This is a genomic window from Roseinatronobacter ekhonensis, assembly GCF_900499075.1.
Classification (GTDB): domain Bacteria; phylum Pseudomonadota; class Alphaproteobacteria; order Rhodobacterales; family Rhodobacteraceae; genus Roseinatronobacter; species Roseinatronobacter ekhonensis.
The window spans coordinates 1-2,013 of sequence record NZ_UIHC01000140.1 but is presented as its reverse complement, the minus strand read 5'-3'; the positions used below and the strand labels follow the sequence as shown (position 1 = coordinate 2,013).

General features: G+C 70.0%; 1 pseudogene. It reads left to right on the top strand.

The annotated features are described in order from the left end of the window. Positions 1–119: 119 nt before the first annotated feature. Positions 120–2,013 (top strand): annotated as a pseudogene (locus tag ROE7235_RS19415) (baseplate multidomain protein megatron); the annotation flags it as partial.

The window sequence follows — 2,013 nt, the reverse complement described above, 5'->3', positions numbered from 1 at the left end:
CAAATCCACAGTGAAAATCCTCCCGCCCTCCCTGTCGCCAGAAAGGGTAAAAGTGGACGACTTTTACGCCGCCCGCAGCAGGCTCATCCCGCCGCTACCGTGGCCGACTTTCGCACCGCCGTTCTCAGATCACCTGTTCCCCTGCGGCGGGTTTTGCAGGGACGGTGGACAAGACCGCCATGGCCGCCACGCAGGTCGCGGCGCTGTTCGGCACGGCCACGCCCGCGAGCTTCAACGTCTCGGGTCAGACGGTTTCGTGGATTGGGCCTGCGGGCGACTGGGGCCTGCGCCGCATGGTGCTGCACTACGCCCATCTCTGCGCGGCGGCGGGCGGGGTCGACGCCTTCCTGATCGGCACCGAGATGCCGGGGCTCACGACGATCCGCTCGGGCGCGGCCACCTATCCGGCCGTGCAGGCATATCGGGACCTGCTAGGGGATGTGCGCTCGATCCTCGGGTCGGGTGTGAGCCTCGGCTATGCTGCCGACTGGTCGGAATACTTCGGACACCAGCCAGGCGACGGCAGCGGCGACGTGTTCTTCCACCTCGATCCGCTCTGGGCCGATCCGGAGATCGATTTCGTCGGGATCGACAACTACATGCCGCTGTCGGACTGGCGCGACGGGTTCGAGCATGCGGACGCGGCCGAGGGCTGGCCCGCGATCTACGACCGCGCCTACCTGCAGGGAAACATCGCGGGCGGCGAGGGCTTCGACTGGTTCTATGCCAGCGCGGCGGATCGCTCGGCGCAGGTACGGACCCCCATCACGGACGGTGCCGCCGCCAAGCCATGGGTGTTCCGCTACAAGGATCCGCGCGCCTGGTGGTCGAACGCGCACTACGACCGCCCCGGTGGGGTGGAGAGCGGGACGCCGACGGCATGGGCGCCGCAGTCGAAGCCGATCTGGTTCACCGAGCTCGGCTGTCCCGCCATCGACCGGGGCACCAACCAGCCCAACGTCTTCTTCGATCCGAAGTCGTCGGAGAGCTTCACGCCGCACTTCTCGCGGGGCTGGCGCGACGACGCCATCCAGCGCGCCTATCTCGAAGCGACATATCTCTGGTGGGGCGAGGTCGCGAACAACCCGGTGTCGTCGGTCTACAGCGGCCGAATGGTGCACGTTCCCGAATGCGCCGCCTGGACCTGGGACGCGCGGCCCTATCCGTTTTTTCCAGCGCTGACCGACGTCTGGACGGACGGGGCGAACTGGCGGCTCGGCCACTGGCTGACCGGGCGGCTTGGCGCGGTGTCGTTGGCAGCACTCGTCCGGCACCTCTGCCTGCGCGCCGGGCTGCCCGAGGATCGCATCGACGTCACCGGTCTCTGGGGCGCGGTGGAGGGCTACGCCATCACCGCGCTGGAAAGCCCGCGCGCCTCGATCACAACGCTGTCGCGCCACTTCGGATTCGACGCCGTCGAGACCGAGGGGGTGATCCGCTTCCTCATGCGCGGCCGCGCCTCGGTCATGACCCTCGCGCCCGACGATCTTGTGGCCCCTCGCGAGGGCGACGTGCTGGAGCTGACGCGCGGCCAGGAGACCGAGCTGCCGCAGGCGCTGAAGTGGCAGGTCGCGCGGGCCGACGAGGACTACGACGCGGCCCTCGTCGAGGCGCGGCGCATCACCGTGGACACGACGCGGACTGCCTCGGAGTCCTTCCCGATGGCCGTGCCGCCCGAGGAGGCCGAACGGCGCTGCCGCCGCGCGCTGATGGAGGCATGGGTAGGGCGCGAGACGGCGGCATTCCGACTGCCGCCCTCGCGGCTCGCGCTCGATCCGGCCGACGCGATCCGGCTCGCGCATGACGGGCGGCTGGTCGATCTGCGGCTCGTCTCCATCGCCGACGCCGGGGCGCGCGGCATCGAGGCCGTCCGCCAGGACCGCGCGACCTACGATCTGCCGCCCGGCGATCCCCGCGCGGCGTCGCTGACGCGTGCTGTCGTGTTCGGCGCGCCGGATGCGGTGCTGATGGACCTGCCGCAATTGACCGAGGACCAGCCCGCGCATCGGCCGC